The organism is Pseudomonas ekonensis, assembly GCF_019145435.1.
Classification (GTDB): Bacteria; Pseudomonadota; Gammaproteobacteria; order Pseudomonadales; family Pseudomonadaceae; genus Aquipseudomonas; species Aquipseudomonas ekonensis.
The window spans coordinates 154789-171251 of record NZ_JAHSTS010000003.1; the positions used below are offsets into that span (position 1 = coordinate 154789).

General features: G+C 65.7%; 15 protein-coding genes. 7 read left to right on the top strand and 8 right to left on the bottom strand.

All coding sequences use genetic code 11. The features are described 5' to 3' along the window. Positions 1–97 precede the first annotated feature (97 nt). The 5 genes from hflK (KVG96_RS24690) (at position 98) to cfaB (ending at position 7422) form a co-directional block, all read left to right on the top strand. Positions 98–2056, top strand: a complete 1959-nt coding sequence (gene hflK, locus KVG96_RS24690) for a protease modulator HflK (RefSeq protein WP_217894387.1) — start codon at positions 98–100, stop codon at positions 2054–2056. Next, entirely contained in the window at positions 2053–3099 is a 1047-nt protein-coding gene (gene hflC / locus KVG96_RS24695; protein WP_217894388.1) for a protease modulator HflC, read from the top strand. Before hflK (KVG96_RS24690) ends, hflC begins: the two co-directional genes overlap by 4 nt. Continuing rightward, a complete protein-coding gene (hflK, locus tag KVG96_RS24700; protein ID WP_217894389.1) occupies positions 3096–4154 on the top strand; it encodes a protease modulator HflK in 1059 nt (352 codons plus the stop codon). Before hflC ends, hflK (KVG96_RS24700) begins: the two co-directional genes overlap by 4 nt. Further along, positions 4151–6058, top strand: a complete 1908-nt coding sequence (locus KVG96_RS24705; protein WP_217894390.1) for a heavy metal translocating P-type ATPase — start codon at positions 4151–4153, stop codon at positions 6056–6058. Before hflK (KVG96_RS24700) ends, KVG96_RS24705 begins: the two co-directional genes overlap by 4 nt. Positions 6059–6234: 176 nt before the next feature. Then, entirely contained in the window at positions 6235–7422 is a 1188-nt protein-coding gene (gene cfaB / locus KVG96_RS24710) for a C17 cyclopropane fatty acid synthase CfaB (protein WP_217894391.1), read from the top strand. Positions 7423–7425: 3 nt separating this feature from the next. On the opposite strand, the gene cls is transcribed toward cfaB, so the two are convergent. Continuing rightward, a complete protein-coding gene (cls, locus tag KVG96_RS24715; protein ID WP_217894392.1) occupies positions 7426–8865 on the bottom strand; it encodes a cardiolipin synthase in 1440 nt (479 codons plus the stop codon). 132 nt (positions 8866–8997) lie between these two features. Here cls and KVG96_RS24720 point away from each other — a divergent pair, with 132 nt between their 5' ends. Continuing rightward, positions 8998–9516, top strand: coding sequence for a DUF3617 domain-containing protein (locus KVG96_RS24720; RefSeq protein ID WP_085579193.1), 519 nt, complete (start codon positions 8998–9000; stop codon positions 9514–9516). A gap of 49 nt (positions 9517–9565) precedes the next feature. Here the strand turns inward: KVG96_RS24720 and KVG96_RS24725 are convergent, their stop codons facing one another. Genes KVG96_RS24725 through folE2 form a run of 6 tightly spaced genes read right to left on the bottom strand, consistent with a single transcriptional unit; the run spans position 9566 to position 14778 of the window. Beyond that, on the bottom strand, positions 9566–10903 hold the full coding sequence (locus KVG96_RS24725; RefSeq protein WP_217894393.1) for a dihydroorotase: 1338 nt from the start codon (positions 10901–10903) through the stop codon (positions 9566–9568). A gap of 3 nt (positions 10904–10906) precedes the next feature. Then, a complete protein-coding gene (locus tag KVG96_RS24730; protein WP_217894394.1) occupies positions 10907–11467 on the bottom strand; it encodes a gamma carbonic anhydrase family protein in 561 nt (186 codons plus the stop codon). Beyond that, positions 11464–12339 (bottom strand): metal ABC transporter substrate-binding protein, encoded by an 876-nt coding sequence (locus tag KVG96_RS24735; RefSeq protein WP_217894395.1) that lies wholly within the window; start codon positions 12337–12339, stop codon positions 11464–11466. The genes KVG96_RS24730 and KVG96_RS24735 overlap by 4 nt, the downstream gene beginning before the upstream one ends. An 11-nt stretch (positions 12340–12350) precedes the next feature. Continuing rightward, a complete protein-coding gene (locus tag KVG96_RS24740; RefSeq protein WP_217894396.1) occupies positions 12351–13217 on the bottom strand; it encodes a metal ABC transporter permease in 867 nt (288 codons plus the stop codon). After that, positions 13217–13885, bottom strand: a complete 669-nt coding sequence (locus KVG96_RS24745) for a metal ABC transporter ATP-binding protein (protein ID WP_217894397.1) — start codon at positions 13883–13885, stop codon at positions 13217–13219. The genes KVG96_RS24740 and KVG96_RS24745 overlap by 1 nt, the downstream gene beginning before the upstream one ends. Beyond that, complete coding sequence (gene folE2 / locus KVG96_RS24750; protein ID WP_217894398.1) at positions 13882–14778, bottom strand: GTP cyclohydrolase FolE2; 897 nt, start codon at positions 14776–14778, stop codon at positions 13882–13884. The genes KVG96_RS24745 and folE2 overlap by 4 nt, the downstream gene beginning before the upstream one ends. An 83-nt stretch (positions 14779–14861) precedes the next feature. On the opposite strand from folE2, the gene KVG96_RS24755 reads away from it, so the two are divergent. After that, positions 14862–16064 carry an N-acetylmuramoyl-L-alanine amidase gene (locus KVG96_RS24755; protein ID WP_217894399.1) on the top strand — a complete coding sequence of 401 codons (1203 nt, stop codon included), beginning with the start codon at positions 14862–14864 and terminating at the stop codon, positions 16062–16064. Here KVG96_RS24755 and KVG96_RS24760 read toward each other — a convergent pair. Then, positions 16061–16438 (bottom strand): glutamine synthetase, encoded by a 378-nt coding sequence (locus KVG96_RS24760; RefSeq protein ID WP_217894400.1) that lies wholly within the window; start codon positions 16436–16438, stop codon positions 16061–16063. The two genes, KVG96_RS24755 and KVG96_RS24760, sit on opposite strands and share 4 nt — an antisense overlap. Positions 16439–16463 lie beyond the last annotated feature (25 nt).

Here is a 16463-nt window from a genome sequence, read left to right on the forward strand (position 1 = left end):
GTCGGTCGTCTTTAGATAGTGGATTTGTGTACGAATATTTCACGGCATTTGTTATATCGTAACGATATGTGCCGATAGCCAAAGGTTTTGGGGGGATATGCAAGTCGATCTGGAGGGGGATGGCACGCACGTGACCGAATTGCCGCGCTTTCAGCAGGCCGCGGCCCAGGGTCGCCGCTTGCGCCGGTTGGCCGTCGGGCTGGGCGCGTTGGCCGGGGCAGGGTGGGTGCTGGCGTTCTTTGTCGGGCTGTTTGCGCCGCAATCGTTGTGGCCGGCGCTGTTGGTCAACCTCAGCGCTGCGTTGCTGGTGCTGGTGGCCGGACTGCAATCTGCGTGGTGGGTGAGCCGCTGGCGGGCACGGGTGATCGATCCGCCCGCATCGGTCGTCCCCGAGGATGATGCGCCTGCGCCGGACGGTTGGTACGAGCGGTTGCTCGACCGGTTGAGCCGTCGCGGCCTGCACCTGCTGGGGCAGGTCGGCGCGCCCACGCTATGGCTGGGAGGCTGGGCCTTGGCGGCTACGTTGAGCATCGATCAGACGTGGAGCCTGGCGTTGCCGTCCGCCGCTGTGGGCCTGTCCGCGACGGCCGGCGCCGCGCTGGCGCTGGTGCTGGCGTTCGGGTTGCTGGTGCTGGAGCGGCAATGGGCCCAGGAATCCGCAGCGCAATGGCCTGAAGCGGGGTCGCTGGCGCAATTGGCGCGCGTGGCGATCATCTGCCTGGTGTTGGCGGCGCTGTGCCTGTTGTTCGCCGGCGAAAGCGCCGTGTGGCCGGTGCGCGTCGCCGTGCTGATCGGCATCCTGCCGGGCGTGGTGGCGCTGGAGTTGCTGCTGCGTGCGGTGTTGTCGCTGTTCAGCCCGCGGCGGGAGACGCTCGAGCCGACCCTGCTGGCGCGCAGCGTTGTGGCGGATCTGCTGCGCTGGCCGCCGCAGCCGCTGCTGGCCTTGCAGCATGAACTGCACAATCGCTTCGGCATCGACCTGCGCCAGATCTGGGCCTTCAGCTACATGCGCCGGGCCCTGTTGCCGGTGCTGGCGCTGGTCGCGGCGGTGGGGTGGCTACTGACCGGGCTTCATGAAATCCCGATGCAAGGTCGCGGCATCTACGAGCGCTTCGGCAAACCGGTGCAGGTGTTCGGCCCCGGTCTGCACGCCGGTCTGCCGTGGCCGCTGGGGCGGGTGTTGAGCGTCGAGAACGGTGTGGTGCATGAGTTGGCCACCAGCGTCGGCGACAACCCCGCGCCGGTTCAGGCGGAGCCTGCCGAAGGTCCGGCGCCGATAACGGCCAACCGCTTGTGGGACGCCAGCCACGTCAACGACAAGTCCCAAGTGATCGCCGGCAGTCGGGGCGGGCAGCAGAGCTTCCAGATCGTCAACATGGACGTGCGCTTCGTCTACCGCATCGGATTGAGCGATGAGGCCGCACTGGCCGCCACCTACAACAGCGCCGATGTGCCGACGCTGATCCGCAGCACGGCCAGCCGGATCCTGGTGCACGACTTCGCCTCACGCACCCTCGACGGTTTGCTGGGGCAAGACAGGACGGGGCTCGCCGAGGAGATCGGCCGGGCGGTGCAGCAAGACCTGCAAAAACTCGACAGCGGCGTGGAGATCCTCGCCACGGTGGTCGAGGCCATTCATCCGCCGGCCGGTGCGGCCAATGCCTACCACGGCGTGCAGGCGGCGCAGATCGGTGCGCAGGCGTTGATCGCCCGCGAGCGCGGCGCGGCGGCCGAGGCCAGCAACCAGGCGCAACTTCAGGCCAGCCTCGCCGGGGATCAAGCCACCGCCAACGCCCGCGAAACGGAAGCGGCGGCACGGGCGGCGGACCTCAAGTTCGCGGCCGAACAAAAGGCCTACGCCAGCGCCGGCCAGGCGTTCGTGCTGGAGCAGTACCTCAGCCGGCTCAGCCAGGGCCTGGGCAAGGCCCGCTTGCTGGTGCTCGACCATCGCCTCGGCGGCAGCGGCAATGCGCCGACCATTGACCTGCGCACCTTCACACTGCCGGCCGATCCCGCGCCGGCACGCAATTCCGCTCAACCAGGAGTCACCCATTGAGCCAGTCGCACACTCACGATCATTCCGATCACAGCGGCCACGGTCATGCTCATGGCGGGCATCACCATCATCACGGTCATCATCACCATCACCACGGCGAACCGGAAGAGGCGGGGCCGTTCCCTTGGCGGCGCATGGGCTGGGCGGCGCTGCTGGTGGCCTTTGCGGTCGCGGCGGCGAGCCTGGTGCAGGTGCGCTCCGGGGAGGCGACGGTGATCACCCGCTTCGGCAACCCGACGCGGGTGCTGCTGGAGCCGGGGCTGGGCTGGCGCTGGCCGGCGCCGTTCGAGGCGGCGATCCCGGTGGACTTGCGTCTGCGCACCACGTCCAGCGGCCTGCAGGATGTCGGCACCCGCGACGGCCTGCGGATCATCGTGCAGGCGTATGTGGCGTGGCAGGTGCAGGGCGATCCGGACAATGTGCAGCGTTTCATGCGCGCTGTGCAGAACCAGCCGGACGAAGCCGCGTGGCAGATCCGCACGTTTGTCGGTTCGGCGCTGGAGACCACCGCCAGCAGTTTCGACCTGGCGAATCTGGTGAACACCGATGCCGCTCAGGTGCGCATCGCTGACTTCGAGGCGCAACTGCGCCAACAGATCGACCAGCAGTTGCTGGCGACTTACGGGGTGCGGGTGGTGCAGGTCGGCATCGAGCGGCTGACCTTGCCGTCGGTGACGCTCACCGCCACCGTCGACCGGATGCGCGCCGAGCGTGAAACCATCGCCACCGAGCGCACGGCCGTCGGCAAGCGCGAAGCGGCGCAAATCCGTTCCGCCGCCGAACGCGATGCACGCATCGTACAGGCCGACGCCACGGTGAAAGCGGCAGAGATCGAAGCGCAATCCCGGGTCGAGGCGGCGCAGATCTACGGACGCGCCTATGCCGGGTCGCCGCAGCTCTACAACTTGCTGCGTTCGCTGGACACCCTCGGCACCATCGTCACGCCCGATACCAAGCTGATTCTGCGCACCGACGCTGCGCCGTTCCGGGCGCTGGTGGACGGTCCGCCGACGCTCGACAGCAAAAGCGGATCGCAGCCATGAGTGAAGTTCCACGTGGAACACATTCGCTGAACAGCCCCTGGATTCAGGCCGGACGCCTGGCGTTCTTTGCGCTGTACGCCGTGACCGTGCTGGCGGCGCTGGCCTGGGCATTCTCCAATGTGCGGCAGATCGATCCGCAGAACCGCGCAGTGGTTTTGCATTTCGGTGCGTTGGATCGGATTCAGAATGCCGGTTTGCTGTTGGCCTGGCCCGAACCCTTCGAGCAAGTGGTGCTGCTGCCGGCGGCGGACCGGGTGATCGAGCGTCGGGTCGACAACCTGCTGCGCAGCGACGCGGCCTTGCAGGCAGATCGCGTGGCGACATTCGCCACACCGTTGAGCGACGCGCTGGCCGGTTCCGGCTATTTGCTCACCGGGGATGCTGGCGTCGTGCAGCTGGATGTCCGGGTGTTCTACAAAGTGACGGATCCTTATGCGTACGTGCTTCAAGGGGATCATGTGCTGCCCGCGCTGGATCGGCTGGTGACCCGCAGTGCGGTGGCCCTGACGGCCGCCCGGGACCTGGACACGATTCTGGTGGCCCGACCTGAATTGATCGGCGCCGACAACCAGGCCGCCGAGCGTCGTGAACGGTTGCGCGGCGATCTGGTGCAAGGCATCAACCGGCGCTTGTCCGAGTTGAAGGCCGGCGGGCAGGGCATCGGCATCGAAGCGGTGCGGGTGGATGTGCAATCAAGCCTGCCGGCGCCGGCGGTGAGTGCGTTCAATGCCGTCTTGACCGCCAGTCAACAAGCCGACAAGGCCGTGGCCAACGCCCGCACCGACGCGGAGAAACTCACCCAGACCGCCAACGAACAAGCCGACCGCACGCTGCAGGTTGCCCATGCACAAGCCGGTGAACGGCTCGCCAAAGCCACCGCCGACACGGCGACGGTCTTGAGCCTGGCCAAGGCCCGGCAGCAAGGCAGCGACCCGCAGATGTTGCTGCGTCTGTACCGCGAGCGCATTCCGAAGATCCTCGGCCAGGCCGGTTCGGTCACCACGGTGGATCCGAAGGACGATGCCCGGCTGATCATTCAGGGAGCCAGTAAATGACCACAAACACCCTTCCTGCGCCGGGCCTGCTGTCCTCGGCCGAACAGCGCCGCGCCGCACGCCAGTTGACCCTGGCGATGCTCGCCCTCGGCCTGCTCGGGCTGGGGCTGATCTGGCGCTGGCTGATGCCGGAGCAGACCGGCGTCAGCCAGTTGTTGCTGGGTGTCGCGTCGGTTCTGGTGGCGGTGCCGGTCATGCGCTCGGCTTGGTTCAGCCTGCGCTATCCGAGCCTGCACGGCATCACCGATCAGTTGATCGCGCTGGCCCTGCTCGGGGCCTGGGCCACCGGGGACCTGCTCACGGCGGCGCTGCTGCCGATCATCATGATCTTCGGCCATGTGCTGGAGGAGCGCAGCGTGATCGGCTCCCAGGAGGCGATCCATGCGCTGGGCCAGTTGACCCGCAGCCATGCGCGCAAGGTGCAGGCCGACGGCTCGATCATCGAGGTCGACAACCGCACGCTCAAGGCCGGCGACACGGTCGAAGTCCGGGCGGGAGACCGGGTGCCGGCGGACGGGCGGGTGCTGTTCGGCCAGGCCAGCCTCGACACCGCGTCGATCACCGGCGAGTCGGTGCCAGTGGAGGCGGGCGCCGGCATGGAGGTGTACGGCGGGGCGATCAACCTCGACGGCCTGCTGCGCATCGAGGTGACCCGCACCGGCGATGAATCGACCCTCGGCAAGGTCATCGGCCTGATGCAGAACGCCGAGCGCTCCAAGCCGCCGATCACCCGCCTGCTGGAGCGTTACGCCGGCAGCTACATGGTGCTGGTGTTGTTGCTGGCGGCGGTGACCTGGTTCATCACCCACGATGCGCAAGCGATGCTCGCGGTGCTCGTGGCGGCTTGCCCGTGCGCGCTGGTGCTGTCGGCGCCGGCCACCGCGATTGCCGGTGTGGCGGTGGCGGCGCGGCACGGGATCCTGATCCGCAGCTCGGCGTTCCTTGAGGAGCTGGCCGATCTCACTTCGCTGGTGGTGGACAAGACCGGCACCCTGACGTACGGCACCTTGCGCTTGCAGTCGGTCGACAGCCCCCGCGTCGAGCACGCTACGGTGATCGCGCTGGCGGCGGCGCTCGGTGCGGCCAGCAGCCATCCGGTCAGTCGTGCGCTGGCCGGTCTGGCCGAGCCGGACAGTGACCTGGCGCTGACCGACATCCACGAGCGGCAAGGGCTGGGCGTGGTCGCCATGACGGTTCAGGGCGAAGCGGCGCTGGGCCGCCCTGAGTTGTTCGCGCAGTTGGGCATCGTCACCACCGCCGTGCCGGAACATGACGGCCCGATTGCCGGACTGGCCCTGAACGGCGAATTCCTCGCCTGGCTGCTGCTCGCCGACAGCGTCAAGCCGGAAGCGCGGTTGGCCTTGGGCGAATTGCGCGACCTGGGCCTGGGCCGGCAATTGCTGCTGACCGGCGACCGCCGAAGTGTGGCGAATGCGCTGGCCCGGGATGTCGGCCTGCATGAAGTCGAAGCCCAGGCGTTGCCGGAGGACAAGCTCAACCGGGTGCTGAAGGAGATCGACAGCGGCTTCCGGCCGATGGTGGTGGGCGACGGCATCAACGACTCATTGGCGCTCAAGGCCGGGGTGGTCGGTGTGGCGATGGGGGCGGGAGGCGCCGACATCGCGCTGGCCTCGGCCGACATCGTGCTGATCGGCAGCGACCTGCGGCGCCTGGGCACCTGCGTGCGGCTGAGTCGCCAGTGCCGGCGCACGTTGCAGGTGAACGTGATCATCGGCCTGGGCTGGACGCTGGCGATCGTCGTGTTCGCCGCGTTCGGTTGGCTCGGCGCAGCCGGGGCCATGATCGCTGCGCTGCTGCACAACCTCAGCACCTTGCTGGTGCTGGGCAATGCCGGACGCCTGTTGCGGTTCCAGGAACCGTTGCTGAAGCTGAAGGAAGACTGATCATTTTTTGAACGGTGCGCCTGCCCCGCAGTCTTCCGCTTAAGCGCACCGTTCAAGGATGACCGTGCAGGCGCAGGCGCTCCGGTTCATAGCGGACGGCTATTAAATCGATAGCCTGCTATTTTTCAAGGATGGTCTACCCTCAGATCAGACGTCTGAAACCAGGGGGATATTCCATGCTCGCGCAACTTCCACCGGCCTTACAGAAACTGCAGCTACCGCTTCGCCTGCGGCTCTGGGACGGCCATGAGTTCAATCTCGGGCCGACGCCCAGCGTCACCATCGTGGTCAAGGACCCGCAGATGGTCACTCAGTTCACCCATCCAAGCCTGGACGCGCTGGGGGCGGCGTTCGTCGAGGGCAAGCTTGAGCTGGAAGGTTCGATCAGCGAGGTGATCCGGGTCTGCGACGAGCTGAGCAATGCGCTGCTCGACGAAGACGAAGGCAGCCAACCGGTGCGTTCGCTCCACGACAAGGAAACCGACGCAAAAGCCATTTCCTATCACTACGACCTGTCCAACGCGTTCTATCAGCTGTGGCTGGACAGCGACATGGCGTATTCCTGCGCCTATTTCGAAACCGGCAGCGAAACCCTGGAACAGGCCCAGCAGGCCAAGTTCCGCCATCTGTGCCGCAAGCTGCGCCTGCAGCCCGGCGACTACCTGCTGGATGTCGGCTGCGGCTGGGGCGGACTGGCGCGGTACGCCGCCCGCGAGTTCGGGGCAAAGGTGTTCGGCATCACCTTGAGCAAGGAACAACTGGCGCTGGCCCGCGAGCGGGTCAAGGCCGAAGGCCTGGAAGACCAGATCGAGCTGCAACTGCTCGACTACCGCGACCTGCCCCAGGACGGCCGTTTCGACAAAGTGGTCAGCGTCGGCATGTTCGAGCATGTGGGCCACGCCAACCTCGCCGAATACTGCAAGACCTTGTTCGGTGCGGTGAAGGAGGGCGGCCTGGTGATGAACCACGGCATCACCGCCAAACACACCGACGGTCGTCCGGTGGGACGCGGCGCCGGGGATTTCATCGAGAAGTACGTGTTCCCCAACGGCGAGCTGCCGCACCTGTCGATGATCTCCGCCGAGATCAGCGAGGCGGGCCTGGAGATCGTCGACGTCGAAAGCCTGCGCCTGCATTACGCGCGCACGCTGGACCACTGGAGCGAGCGCCTGGAAGACAACCTGGAGACCGCCGCCAAACTGGTGCCGGAGCAGGCGCTGCGGATCTGGCGCCTGTACCTGGCCGGGTGTGCCTACGCCTTCGCCCACGGCTGGATCAACCTGCACCAGATCCTCGCCGTGAAGGCCCACCCCGACGGCAGCCATGAACTGCCGTGGACACGGGACGACATCTACAACCCGTAAGCCTCAGAGAATCGGCGAAATCAGCCGGGCGATCCGCATGCCGACCTGTTGCAGGTGGTGGATCTCCCGGCTTTCGTCTTTGGCGATCTCGTTGGCTTGGGCGAAGTCATCGTCGAGCATCTGTTCCACGCGGGTGGCGAACTCGCTGTCCACGGTCAGCAGCATCACTTCGAAGTTGAGGCGGAAGGAGCGGTTGTCCAGGTTGGCGCTGCCGATGGCGCTGATTTCGCTGTCGATCAGCACCACCTTCTGATGCAGGAACCCTGGCTTGTAGCGGAACACCCGCACCCCGGCGCGCACGGCTTCGAACGCATAGAGGCTGGAGGCGGCATAAACGATGCGGTGGTCGGGCCGCGACGGCAGCAGCAGCCGCACATCGACGCCGCGCAGCACCGCCAGGCGCAATGCCGCGAACACCGCTTCGTCCGGAATGAAATAGGGGCTGGTGATCCACACCCGCTCGGTGGCGGCGTGGATCGCTTCGACGAAGAACAGCGAGCAGGTCTCGTAGGGGTCGGCCGGGCCGCTGGCGAGCAATTGGCAGAGCACGCCGTCCTCCGGATAGGCGTCCGGCAGGATCATCGGCGGCAGGGCACGCGCGGCCCAGAACCAGTCCTCGGCGAACGACTCCTGCATGCAGGCCACCACCGGGCCGCGCACCTGGATGTGGGTGTCACGCCACGGTGCCAGCGGCGGTTTCTCGCCCATGTACTCGTCGCCGACGTTGTGGCCGCCGACGAAACCGGTCATGCCATCCACCACGACGATCTTGCGGTGGTTGCGGAAATTCACCTGAAAGCGGTTGAGCCAGCCGCTGCGGGTGGCGAACGCCTGCACTTCGACGCCGCCGTCGCGCAGGGCCTGCACGTAGCTGTGGGGCAGGGCATGGCTGCCGATGCGGTCGTAGAGCAAATGCACCGCCACGCCTTCGGCGGCCTTCTTCAGCAATAGGTCGCGCAGGCGTTGGCCGAGCTGATCGTCGTGGATGATGAAGAACTGGATCAGCACCGCCTCCCTGGCCTGGCCGATGGCGTTGAACAAGGCCTTGAAGGTGGCCGGGCCGTTCACCAGCAGTTGCACGTCGTTGTTGGCCAGGCACGGCATCCGTCCCAGCCGCGGCATCGCGCGCAACGAGGCGTAGGCGTTCGAGGCGCGGGCGGTCAGGGCCTCTTCCACCCACGGCCGCCAGTTGAGTTCGGAGATCGCCTGGCGCATCTGTTCGTTGGCCTGGCGTCGCGCCTTGATGTAGCCGTCGAAGGTGCTGCGGCCGAAGACCAGGTACGGGATGAGCGTCAGGTAGGGAATGAAGATCAGCGACAGCGCCCAGGCGATCGAGCCCTGCGCCGTGCGCACGGTCAGCACCGCATGAAGGGCGGCGATCGAGCCCAGGGTGTGGATCAGGGCGATCAGGTAACCGAAGAGGTGCGGTCCGAAGTAATCCATGGGGGCAGCCGTGCTCCTGAAGTTTCAATGCCTAACAGACCATGTTCCGTTGCGGTTGTCGCCATTTAATTGGAGCATGAACCGAAGCGACCGGCCGACGTCTAACGGCCACTACTGATCAGGAGTCTCGCAATGAACGTTCGTCTGCTGGGTTTGGCGCTGGGCCTGGGTTTGGCTTTGCCGGTGGTTGCTCAGGCGCAAATGCTGCAGCCGGGTTTGTGGGAAATGACGTCGAGCAACGTCAAGGTCGATGACCAGGCCATGGACGTGCAATCGATCCTCGGCCAGATTCAAGGGCAAATCACGCCGCAGCAACGGGCGGCGCTGGAGAAGCAGGGCATCAACATCGGCGGCAAGGGCATCCGCGCCTGCCTGACGCCGCAGCAAGTGGCGACCAACGACATTCCGCTGGCGGATCCGCAGTCGGGCTGCAAGCAGCAGATCACCGAGCGCAACGGCAACCAGTGGAAATTCCGTTTCAGTTGCCCGCGGGCCCAAGGCACCGGCGTGGCGACGTTCCTCAGCGACCGGGAGTTCACCACAGTCGCCAACGGCACCTTCAATGCCATCGGCATCAACCAGAAGGGCAGCCTGGAAACCCGCGCGGTGTGGTTGGGGCAGGACTGCGGCACCGTCAAGCCAAGGGCATGACAGGCTTCGCGGGCAAGCCGCAAGGCTTGCCCGCGAACGCGTCACCGACTCAACGCATGAACCTCAGGGGCAATCCCTGACACCCTTCGTTCACCCGCTGGCCATCCCAGGCAACCTGCCCCGACACGACGGTCAGGCTCACCCGGTGCCTGAACCGCCGGTCGGCGAACGGTGTCCATCCGCACTGCGAGAGCACCGGTTGGCGCGACACGGCGACACCTTCCGGCTCCGGTCGTATCAGCACCAGATCCGCCCAATATCCCTCACGCAAATAACCCCGGTCCGGAATGGCGAACAGATCCGCCACCCGGTGGCTGGTCTTCGCCACCAGGGTGGTGATCGGCAGCACGCCGTCGGCCACTAGCTCCAGCAGCGCCGGCAAGGCGTGCTGCACCAGCGGCAAGCCCGCCGGCGCCTGGTCGTAGGGTCGCTCCTTTTCGGTCCACGTGTGCGGCGCATGATCGCTGCCGATCACATCCAGGCGGTTGCTCAGCAAGGCCTGGCGCAGGGCGTCGCGGTCGGTGCGGGATTTGATCGCCGGGTTGCATTTGATCCGGTTGCCCAGCGTCGGGTAGTCGCGGTCGTCGAACAGCAGATGATGCAGGCAAACTTCGGCGCTGATGCGTTTGTGGGGCAGCGGTTTGTCCTCGAACAGTTCCAGCTCGCGGGCGGTGGTGAGGTGCAGGACGTGCAGGCGGGTGCCATGGCGTCTGGCCAGATCCACGGCGAGCGAAGAGGAGCGGTAGCAGGTTTCGGCATCACGGATCAGCGCGTGGGCGTCGGGCGGCAGGTGTTCGCCGTAGCGCTCGCGCAGCCTTGCGGCATTGGCCTCGATGCTGGGCGTGTGTTCGCAGTGGGCCAGCAGGATCGTCGGCACCTCGGCGAACAGCCGTTCCAGGATCCGTGGATCGTCCACCAGCAGGTTGCCGGTGGACGCGCCCATGAACACTTTCACCCCGGCCACTTCGCACGGGTTGAGCGCGGCCACCGTGTCGAGGTTGTGTTGGCTGACGCCGAAGTGAAAGCCGTAGTTGGCCACGGAACCGATGGCGGCCCGGCGCTTTTTGTCGGCCAGCGCCTCGAGGGTGAGGGTGGCCGGGGAGGTGTTGGGCATGTCCATGAAACTGGTGATGCCCCCGGCGACGGCCGCGCGGGATTCAGAGTGAATGCTGCCCTTGGCCGGCGAGCCCGGTTCACGGAAATGCACCTGGTCGTCGATCATCCCCGGCAGCAGCCATTGGCCGTCGGCGTCGATTTCCTGCACTGCGTTTTCGCCGAAGATGCTTGAAGCGATCTTGACGATGCGCCCGTGGCTGACCAGCACGTCCGCCCCGAATTGCCGTCCTTCGTTCACCAGCCGCGCATTGCGGATCAGCAGGCTGCCCATGGCTCAGAACTCGTTCTGCAGGGCTTTGTAGCCGCGCACCAGATCGACGTTGGTGCGGGCCACGTCCTCGGAAAATTCCGAAGCGCTGACGCTTACCGGCGGGAATTGCGAAAGGTCGGTGCCCGGGCCGATGCGGGTGGTGGAGGGGACATAGAACGCGTCCGGCAGGTCGCGTCCGTCCACCACCGAGTTGTGCCGCACCACGCAGCCGTTGCCGACGGCGCAGTTGAACAGCACGCTGTTGAAGCCGATGAACACCCGGTCGCCGACCTTGCACGGGCCATGCACGATGGAACGGTGTGCGATGGAACTGTACTCGCCGATGGTCACCGCCGCGCCGGATTTGGAATGGATCACCACGCCGTCCTGAATGTTCGAGTTGGCGCCGATGGTGATCGGCTCCATGCTGCCGGAGGCGTCCACTTCATCGGCGCGGATCACCGCGTAGGGGCCGACGAACACGTTTTCGCCGATCACCACCTTGCCGCAGATGATCGCGGTTTTGTCGACGTAGGCGGATTCGGCAATCAGCGGCAGGTCGCCGGAAGGATTCTTGCGGATCATGGTTGGCCCAAGGCTCGGTAGAGGGTGTTGAGGTTGTGTTCGAACAGGCCGGCGAACGTGCTGGCCGGTCCGGTGGCGGCGAGGGCGTCGGAGTACAGGGTGCCGCCGATGCGGGCGCCGGTCTCTTCGGCGATCTGCTTGAGCAGGCGCGCGTCCTTGATATTCTCCATGAACACCGCTTTGACCTTCGCCTGGCGGATCTGGGTGATCAATGCAGCGACCTCGGCGGCGGACGGCTCACGCTCGGTGGACAGCCCCTGCGGCGCCATGAACTCGATGCTGTAGGCCTGACCGAGGTAACCGAAGGCGTCGTGGCTGGTGACGATCTTGCGGTTGCCCGGCGGCAGCGAGCCGAGCTTGGCGCGGGCTTCGGCGAGCAGGGCGTGGATCTGTTTCAGGTAGGCCTGGCCGTTGCGCTCGTAATCGGCCTTGTTGGCCGGGTCGGCGGCGGTCAGGGCCTTGGTGATGTTGGCGATGTACAGCTCGATGTTCGCCAGGTTGTGCCAGGCGTGCGGGTCGGGGACGGTTTCACCGTCCTCCTCCAGCGAGCGCGGGATCACGCCGCGGCTGGCGGTGACCACCGTCGCGGGGGTGGCGGTGCTGCTCACCAGGCGATCCAGCCAGGGCTCGAACCCCAGGCCGTTCTTCACGATCAGCCGGGCCTTGAGCAGGGCCTTGGCATCGTCCGGCGTGGGCTCGTAGGTATGGGCATCGGCATCCGGCCCGACCATGTCGGTGATCTGCACATGCTCGCCGCCGACCTGGTGCACCAGGTCGGCGAGAATGCTGAAGCTGGTGACCACCGGTATCTTTTCCGCCGCCGACAACGACATCGACAGCGTCAGGCTGAACAGCAGTAATAGAGCGCGCATCGGAAAGCACCTCATGAGGATGTGAGCAAAGGCGGGCGGCGCAACAGACCGTGGATCGGTCCGAACACCACGGACAGCAGATAGCCGACGCCCGCGATCAGGACGATGGCGGGGCCGCTGGGCAGCGAGCAGTGGAACGACAGCAGCAAGCCGAGCCAGACCGACAGGCAGCCGATCAGCGCCGCGATGGCGATCAGGACCGGCAGGCGCCGGCTCCAGAAGCGCGAGGCGGCAGCGGGCAGCATCATCAGCCCGACCACCATGAGCGCGCCGATGGCCTGAAAGCCGATCACCAGGTTCAGCACCACCAGGGTCAGAAATGCGCCATGGGCGATCGGGCCGAGCCGGCTGACGGTCTGCAGGAACACCGGGTCGAGGGTGTCGAGCACCAGCGGGCGGTAGATCAGCGCCATGGCCGCCAGGCTCAGGGCGGACACCCCCAGCATGCCGTTGAGCGTCGGGGCGTCCACCGCGAGTGCCGAGCCGAACAGCAGGTGCAGCAAGTCCAGACGTTTGCCGGCGATGCCCAGAATCAGCACGCCGGCCGCCAGCGACATGGGATAGATGGCCGCAAGGCTGGTGTCTTCGCGCAGGCCGGTGCGGCGGGTGATCCAGGCGGCGAGCCCGGCCATGCCCAGGCCAGCAGCGAGCCCGCCGACGGTGAGGGCAGGCAGGCTTAGCCCGGCGAACCAGAAACCGAGCGCCGCGCCGGGGAGAATGCCGTGGGCGACGGCGTCGCCGATCAGGCTCATGCGGCGCAGGATCAGGAACACGCCCAAGGGTGCCGTGCTGCAGGCCAGCAGCAGCCCGCCGATCAGGGCGCGGCGCATGAACAGGAATTCGTGGAACGGTTGCCAGAGGGGGACGAAGGTGTGCATCAGGCCACCTGCGGTGGGAGTGTTTGCTCGATCAGTTCGGCGGAGCTGCCGTACACGCAGCCGGTGTGCCTGATCAGCAGGGTATGGGGGATGTGGTGGCGTACGGCGGCGAGGTCGTGGCAGACCACGACGAGGGTTCGTCCTTGCGCGTGCCAGGCATGCAGGTGCTGCCACAGCAGTGCCTGCCCCTGTTCATCGAGTGCGGCATGCGGTTCGTCGAGCAACAGCAAAGGCGTATCGGCAAGGCTCAGGCGGGCGAGCAGGGCGCGTTGCAGTTCTCCGCCGGAGAGAGCCATCAACGGGCGCTGTTCCAGACCGCTCAGTTGCCAGTCCTCCAACGCAATCGCGAGGCGCCGCTTTCGCAAAGGCGAAGACAACCGGCGCCCCCAGAAACCCGCCGCCACCAGATCCCGCAGGTTGATGGGGAACTGGCGATCCAAGTGCTGTTGCTGGGGCAGGAAGGACAGTCCGCCTTGGCGTGGAACACTCAAGTCGACTCTGCCCGATAACGGTTTCTGCAGTTTCGCGATGACCTTGAGCAGGCTGCTCTTGCCGCTGCCGTTCGCGCCGACCACGGCGGTCAGGCTGCCGGTGTCCAGCGAAAGAGAGAGGGCGGGGGTCAAGGGTTGGCCGGGTGCTCCCCACGTCAAGGACTGGCAGCGGATCATTGAGCCTCCCGCTGCCAGCGGCTTTCGGCGACGGCATCATGGGCGTGGAGGCTTTCGGCATGGATCACTCGCAGGTGGAACTCACGGATCCCGGGCGAGCGTCGCAGGGCCAGATTCAAGCGGCGGGCAGCGTCCTCGCAGAACATCAGGTTTTGCCCATTGGCGAGGGCGAAGGCTTGTTCGTCGGCGCGTTTCACGGCGGTCTGGACGGCGGTACCGAGGGCCGCTTCGGCCTGGTTGATGAAGTCGGTCAGCGAGAGGTGCTCTGTCGCAGCGTCGAGGTGCAGGTGCAATTGCGCCGTGCTGCGTTGGCTATGAGGCGTGGCGACAATGCCTCGGGTCGAGCCCAGCCAGGCCAATACATCGGCGTGTTGAAGGGGCTTGTTGGCAAAGTCGTCAACGAACTGTTGCTGGATCAACTGCCGTGCGAGCGCCGCCGAGCAGGGGCAGGTCGACGAATACGGCACCTCGATTTTGAGTTCCACGTGGAACATTCCGTTTTTCAGGTGCGCGGCGAGGGTGACGGGATAAGTCTTCCAACCGGCCAGCGGACTGACCAACGCCGGTCGCTTGAGCATCAGATCGGTGTGGATGTTCAGGTAAGCGCCGCTCGACAGCCCTATGTGGCTGTCGAGAAAAGCCTGCAGAACCTCACGCATGAGGCCGGCGCTGAGGTTCTGCGTTTCCAGACGTTCCAACGCCAGGTAGAGCCGGGACATGTGAATCCCCCGGGCCTCGCCATCATCCAAGCTGACACCCGCATCCGCTTTGGCGCACAGGCGTTGGCCCTCGATCAAAACGGGCAGGGCAATGCCGCGCATGCCCACCCATTCGAGCGGAAGGGGTTGGCGCGCGGCTTGCGCAGCGATATCCGGAAGCGTCAGCGCATTCATGAGTGGGTCCATCGTGTGATTTGAATTGATGTTATATTATAACAATTGAAATCGCGATGCCTTTTTCATGAGCGGGCTTTGATATGCACAGACGTCACTTACTTAACCTGATGCTGGCCAGTGTCGCCCTGGCCTTTCCCTTTGGTGCAAAAGCCGCACAGATCCGCCAGGCGCGGCTGTGGCGATCCGACGACAAGCTGCGGTTGGTGTTCGATCTCAGCGGCCCGGTGAGCTACAAGACGTTCTCCCTGGGCTCGCCGGATCGCCTGATCATCGACGTGGCGGGTGCGCAGGTGAGCGGTGATTTCAGTCAGCTGCCGTTGAAAGACACGGTCATCCGCGCCATCCGTTCCGGAGGTTACGGTCGCGGTGATACGCGGATCGTGCTGGATCTGAAGAACCCAACGCAGTTGAACAGCTTCTTGCTGGCGCCCCAGGACGGCCAGGGTCATCGGCTGGTGCTGGATCTGGTAAGCGGCGCTTCGCCTGCGCCGATGGTTCCACGTGAAACACACGCGCAGCCCGGCAGAGCTCACCCCAAGCGCGACATCATTGTCGTGGTGGATCCGGGGCACGGCGGCAAGGATCCGGGCGCCGTGGGCGCCCAAGGTGCGCGGGAAAAGGACGTCGTGCTGTCCATTTCACAGTTGCTTGCGCGGCGCCTGAAACGGGAGAAAGGGTTTGATGTGAAGCTCGTACGCAACGACGACTTCTTTGTTCCACTGCGCAAGCGCGTGGACATCGCCCGTCAGCACAAGGCCGACATGTTCATCTCCGTGCACGCCGATGCGGCGCCCCGTCTGACGGCGGCCGGGGCGTCGGTGTATTGCCTGTCTGAAGGGGGCGCGACGTCGGCCACCGCGCGCTTCATGGCCCAGCGTGAAAACGGTGCGGATCTGCTTGGCGCCACCAGTCTGCTCAACCTCAAAGACAAGGATCCGATGCTCGCTGGCGTGATCCTCGATATGTCGATGAACGCCACCATCGCCGCCAGCCTGCAACTGGGCAGTACGGTGTTAGGCAGCCTCGCCGGCATCACCACGCTGCATCAGAAGCGCGTGGAACAGGCTGGGTTCGCGGTGCTGAAGTCGCCCGATGTGCCGTCGATCCTGGTGGAGACCGGCTTCATCTCCAATGCGCGCGACAGTCAACGACTGGTGAACCCCCGCCACCAGCAGGCGATTGCCGATGGTTTGTTCGACGGATTGCAGCGCTACTTCCAGAAGAATCCGCCGCTCGACAGCTACCTCGCCTGGCAGCAGGCGCAGAAAAATCCTGTGGCCTAGCAGCCTGTGAGGCGATTGCAGGTGAACTTGGCGCTGCTGCCGCCGGAGCTGGAATAACGGTTGATCGTTGTCCAGCCCACGCGGCGGTTGTAGCCGACCCAGGCTTCGCCGTCGGTCGCGATGCCTGTGAAAAAGGTCAGTTGTCCGTAGCGGCTGTTGGTCTGCGCCCAATAGCGCTGGCCGGCCTTGTCGAAGCCGCGCAGGTAGATCGTGCTGCCTACGGTGTTGACGCTGTAGGCGTTGCCCTGCGCATCGATGCAGGCCAGCAGGTTGGCGCTGCGCGTGCACGTGGCCGGGCCGGGGAATTGTCCCCAGGCCGTTGAGGCCAGCAACAATCCAAGGCCCAGCAGCGAGCGTTTCAGCGCCTGTTTCATGGAAATTCCCGACGGGTTAGACGGT

Excerpts from the sequence above, each read along its gene's own strand:
- hflK (WP_217894387.1), top strand. The coding sequence starts at position 98 with ATGCAAGTCGATCTGGAGGGGGATGGCACGCACGTGACCGAATTGCCG.
- hflK (WP_217894389.1), top strand. The coding sequence starts at position 3,096 with ATGAGTGAAGTTCCACGTGGAACACATTCGCTGAACAGCCCCTGGATT.
- KVG96_RS24705 (WP_217894390.1), top strand. The coding sequence starts at position 4,151 with ATGACCACAAACACCCTTCCTGCGCCGGGCCTGCTGTCCTCGGCCGAA.
- cfaB (WP_217894391.1), top strand. The coding sequence starts at position 6,235 with ATGCTCGCGCAACTTCCACCGGCCTTACAGAAACTGCAGCTACCGCTT.
- cls (WP_217894392.1), bottom strand. The coding sequence starts at position 8,865 with ATGGATTACTTCGGACCGCACCTCTTCGGTTACCTGATCGCCCTGATC.
- KVG96_RS24720 (WP_085579193.1), top strand. The coding sequence starts at position 8,998 with ATGAACGTTCGTCTGCTGGGTTTGGCGCTGGGCCTGGGTTTGGCTTTG.
- KVG96_RS24725 (WP_217894393.1), bottom strand. The coding sequence starts at position 10,903 with ATGGGCAGCCTGCTGATCCGCAATGCGCGGCTGGTGAACGAAGGACGG.
- KVG96_RS24730 (WP_217894394.1), bottom strand. The coding sequence starts at position 11,467 with ATGATCCGCAAGAATCCTTCCGGCGACCTGCCGCTGATTGCCGAATCC.
- KVG96_RS24735 (WP_217894395.1), bottom strand. The coding sequence starts at position 12,339 with ATGCGCGCTCTATTACTGCTGTTCAGCCTGACGCTGTCGATGTCGTTG.
- KVG96_RS24740 (WP_217894396.1), bottom strand. The coding sequence starts at position 13,217 with ATGCACACCTTCGTCCCCCTCTGGCAACCGTTCCACGAATTCCTGTTC.
- KVG96_RS24745 (WP_217894397.1), bottom strand. The coding sequence starts at position 13,885 with ATGATCCGCTGCCAGTCCTTGACGTGGGGAGCACCCGGCCAACCCTTG.
- folE2 (WP_217894398.1), bottom strand. The coding sequence starts at position 14,778 with ATGAATGCGCTGACGCTTCCGGATATCGCTGCGCAAGCCGCGCGCCAA.
- KVG96_RS24755 (WP_217894399.1), top strand. The coding sequence starts at position 14,862 with ATGCACAGACGTCACTTACTTAACCTGATGCTGGCCAGTGTCGCCCTG.
- KVG96_RS24760 (WP_217894400.1), bottom strand. The coding sequence starts at position 16,438 with ATGAAACAGGCGCTGAAACGCTCGCTGCTGGGCCTTGGATTGTTGCTG.